The organism is Okeania sp. SIO2B9, from assembly GCF_010672505.1.
GTDB lineage: Bacteria > Cyanobacteriota > Cyanobacteriia > Cyanobacteriales > Microcoleaceae > Okeania > Okeania hirsuta.
Genome location: NZ_JAAHGK010000557.1, coordinates 1 through 4,705 on the forward strand (window position 1 = coordinate 1; position 4,705 = coordinate 4,705).

The 4,705-nt window shown below is 41.5% G+C and carries 2 protein-coding genes; both read left to right on the forward strand.

Translation table 11 applies throughout. From position 1 onward, the window contains the following. A partial coding sequence (locus tag F6K13_RS19035) for a HEAT repeat domain-containing protein (RefSeq protein ID WP_287288022.1) occupies positions 1-2,555 on the forward strand: 2,555 nt, incomplete at its 5' end. 432 nt (positions 2,556-2,987) lie between these two features. Further along, on the forward strand, positions 2,988-4,705 hold a 1,718-nt coding region (locus F6K13_RS19040), incomplete at its 3' end, for a helix-hairpin-helix domain-containing protein (RefSeq protein ID WP_287288024.1).

Genomic DNA, 4,705 nt, shown 5'->3' on the forward strand with positions numbered 1-4,705 from the left:
CTATCCCCCCAACCCCCCTTCGTAAGGGGGGCTATGATGCCGAAACCCTTGTGGATGATAGAGATAAGCCAGATCCTACGCAGCGCGATCGCCAGACCAAATCTTCATCTTCTTCCAGTTCCCTCCTTTCAAAGGGGGGCAAGGGGGGATATCTAGGTTTAGATCCAAATACCGACTACCTCCCAATTTTAATTAGGATGCGAGACTTGGCAAGACATCCCGACAAAAGTATTCTCGAATATGCTCGTATATTTTCCGAGAAAACCATGGCAGTCAAAACTTTACCAACAGGATTTTTTGAACATTGGTTAGAGGATGGCAGAGCGTTAATATTGTTGGATGGTTTGGATGAAGTGGCAGAAGAAGGCAAACGTTATGATGTGGTCAGACGCATTGAGAATTTTTTAGGGCAGTTTGACAGAAATAGAGCAATTATTACATCTCGTCCTGCGGGTTATCGGCGCGACTTTTTCCGCACAGAGGAATTTCCCCACTATCAAATGCAGTCGTTTGATGACGAGAAGATTTCGGCATTTATCAATAATTGGTATGACAGTCGGTTTCTAGATAAGGGGGAGGCCGAAAGAAGGAAGGAAAGTTTACGAAAGGCGTTGGATGATAATGACCGAATTAAGTTGTTGGCCAGAAATCCCTTGTTATTGACAATTATTGCTTTGATTCATCGGTATCAGGCGGTTTTGCCCAAAAAACGGTTTGAGCTTTATGATGCTGCCGTGAAGACGCTGTTAACTTCCTGGGATGCTAATAAAGAAATTAGTAATCATAGGGTGTTTAAATATTTAGATTTAGACGATCTACGCAGGTTGATGGAATTGTTGGCTTTTTGGGTGCATACTCAGGGAAATGTTGGGGATAATGAGGGTGGCACGTTGATAGATAGGGATGAGTTGATAGAGCAGTTGAGTCGAGAGATTAAGAGGTTGAAGCAGGTGCAGTTATATCAGGCAAAGGAAGAGGCAGAAAGATTTGTGGAATTAATTCGGGAGCGCACGGGGTTGTTGAATGAGCAGGGGCAAGATTTTTATGGGTTTGTGCATAAGACTTTTCAAGAATATTTGTGTGCTGAGGAAATTGACTATCAAGCAGATAATGAGGGTGATTTTGAAATTGTTTTAGATAGTATTCGAGAACATTTGCATGACTCACATTGGCGGGAAGTTTTACTATTGCTAATAGCGCAACAGAAGCCGAAAAAGGCGGCAAAGGCGATGCGGGCAATTTTGAATCGTGGTAGTGAGCATGAGGAGTGGTTACATCGGGATTTATTGTTTACTGTTAGTTGTTTAGCAGAAGATCCCAAGGGGTTGCGAGGTGCCGATGCCGAGTTGGTGCATGAGATTTTGGAAAAGTTGGTTGAGTTGGAGGTGAGTAGTGAGGAGTTGCTCGGTTGGAAGGTGCGCCGCCAAGTTTATCAAATTTTTTGTAGTTTGTATGAAACTGATTTTGAAGCAGAAATTTTAGAGATGTTGAAAGAGCGGGCAGATTTAATTGACGAAGAAAGGTTGCTGAAATATCGATCGGATCTGGGGGAAAAGCAGGAGGTGATCGGGGAATTACTGGCACGGCTTCAGGATGAGAATTCTAAAGTGCGTCAGAATTCTACTTTAGTTTTAGGTGATTTGGGCGATAGTTCTCAGACTGTGACTAATGCTTTAGTAATGCGACTAGATGACAAAGATTTTAATGTTCGTCGGACAGCAGCTTTCTCTTTAAGCAAACTGGGAAATAGTTCTGAGAATGTGATCTTTGCCCTAGTTGCACGACTTGAGGATGAAGATTCTGATGTACGTTTAAGTAGTGCTGATGCTTTAGGAAAGTTAGGCAATAGTTCTGAAAAAGTAGTTGATGCTTTGCTAAGTCGTTTAAATGACAATTCTCCAGCCTGTTACAGAGCTGCCTGGGCATTAAGTCAATTATGTCAAAATTCAGATATATTAGTCGATAAATTACTGAAACTACTAGAAAATGAAGATAGTAGTTTCCATGCTGGCGTTGCTGATACTTTAGGGCAGTTAAGCGATCGCTCTGATAAAGTTACTAACGCTCTCCTAGTCTTGCTAGCAGAGCAAGATTCTAGTATCCGTGTTAGAGTTGCTCAAAGTTTATTCCGTTTAGGGAATCGCTCCTCAATAATTTTTAATACTTTAGAGACACTATTAGAAGATGACAATTTTATCGTGCGTAAAGTAGCTGCCCGTACTTTAGGTGATTTTTTGACTAGCTCAGGTACTGTAGTCACTAACCTGTTACCACTACTTAAAGATGATAATCCTTATGTGCGTTGGAATACTGCAATGGCCTTGAGTAAGTTAGCTAATAACTCAAATACCGTAGTCATTGATTTACTACTACTATTAGAAGATGAAAATTTTTATGTACGCAGGAATGTTGCCAAAGCCTTGGGCAAATTAGGCAAAAAATCCCCTAATATTCTCCCCACCATCATTCAATGGATTCAACAACATCAAAATTCAGAATATGTAGGCAGTGGTATTGATGCGTTATGGTATTTGGTTGTAGGTGAGAATAGTTAAGACTATGAGGCAGTTTGTCAAAATTCAATAGTTAGGCAGTGGGAGCATCCTACTCCCTTTGTCGCATTCTGCCATACTTCATCTCAATCAGGTACACTACTAGCTAGCAAGATAGATGCCCAGACTAAAGAGGATTAAACATTAATATTTGTACTTCATAATACTTGGTGCTTACAGCTCTAATATAAAACCACTGCTAAGTAAAGGTTTTAGCCTTTTTAGAATCGAAAAAAGTGTGCCAGTTTCAATTCACCTACCCTCAAAAAGTGAGAATTTTGGAGTGACTATAACAGAAAAATCTCCCGAACAATTATTCCTCCTACTTTCCCACGCTCCCCACACTCCCCACACTCCCCACTCCCTATTCCCGAATTAAAAATTTCAAGCTATACTATAAACGAAAAAACAATCTTAGGGTGAACGACAGTACCCATGCAGTTGCAACGTCAGTTTAGCGGACAAATTGTCACATTAGACACCCAAAACTTGATTGGTGGGGGTGGGGAAGGTCGTATCTATCCTGTGCTACAAGACCCATCCTTAGTGGCCAAAATTTACCACAAACCCACAGATGAAGATGCCGATAAACTAACAGTGATGTTCTCTCACCCACCAGACGCACCAATAGCAGCCGGACATTCAGCGATCGCATGGCCTGTAGACCTACTACACACCCTCAACAGTAAACAGCAAATCATCGGTTTTCTCATGCCTCGTGTTTTTAGAGCAGAACCGATACACATATTCTATAATCCTAGAAACCGTAGGGAACAAAAACCCCTCTTCAACTATCGTTATCTTCACCGCACAGCTCGTAATTTAGTCGCAGCAGTTAATGCTTTACACAAAAGTGGATATGCAGTCGGCGATATCAATGAGTCAAATATGCTGGTGACAGATACTGCTTTAGTAACCCTAGTTGATACAGACTCATTTCAAGTGCGCGACCCCTACACTCTAGAAGTTTATCGTTGCCCAGTGGGAAAACCAGAATTTACTCCCCCAGAATTACAAGGTCAGAGTTTCCGGGAAGTCGATCGCCTACCAGAACATGATTTATTTGGGGTGGCGGTGTTAATATTTCAGGTGTTGATGGAGGGAACTCACCCCTTTGCTGGAGTTTATCAAGGTAGAGGTGAACCACCAAGTCTTGAAGCTCGAATTCAAGCAGGTCATTTTCCCTACAGTAAAAAGCGAGTTCCCTATCGCCCAACCCCACTTGCGCCAGATTTTAAGATTTTGCATCCCACCATACAACAATTGTTTATTGATTGTTTTGAAAAAGGACATAAACATCCTACGGAGCGCCCAGATACTAAAATTTGGTTGCAAGTTCTACGAGAAGCAGAAGATAATTTGATAATTTGTCAAAAAAATCATCAACATTTATATGGTAATCATTTAAAATCTTGTCCGTGGTGCGATCGTACCAAAAAATTAAAAGGGCGCGACCCTTTTCCATCAAGGGAAGCAGTGCGAAATCAGAAACATCTGCAACCAGCTCAACCTAAGCAACGAAAATTATTGTCGTTGGGGCCGCCAAAAACTACTACTACTCCCCGAAAACCAGCACCGCCAAAACCTATTATTATAAACAGAAAAATGGGTCAATATCAACCTTTATTAACACCTATTCTGACTAAAACTAAACCGCCATCATTACCAATAATTCCTCTACCAGGTGGTGGAAATGGTATTGCTGGTATTGCTAAAGATGCTATGTGGGGTAGCCTTTGGGGAGTATTGTGTGCAGCAGCAGTAGCAGGTTTAATATTAGGAACAATAAAAGGTAGCCTTGCAGTTTTTGGTGGTACGATCGTGGGAATGTTGTGGGGGGGGTTTTTCGCATTAGCTTGGCAATATATTATTCCTTTGGGATCGTCTGGTAGCAGTTTAGGTTTAACTGGAGCATTTTGGGGAGGGTTTATTGCAGTTGCTATTAGTGGTAGTATATATGGAATTAGTAATCGTCTGGAGTTATTTGGGCAAGCAGTTTTATTTGGAGGATTTCTAGGTACTATTTGGGGTAGTTTTTGGAGTGCTTTTAAACCACCTTTAACATTGCCTGTGCCTGGACGAGTTTGGGGAAGACGTGGTTTATTTTTAGGTGCTATTTGGGGTGCTTTTTTAGGAACAGTTATTGGGGCAAT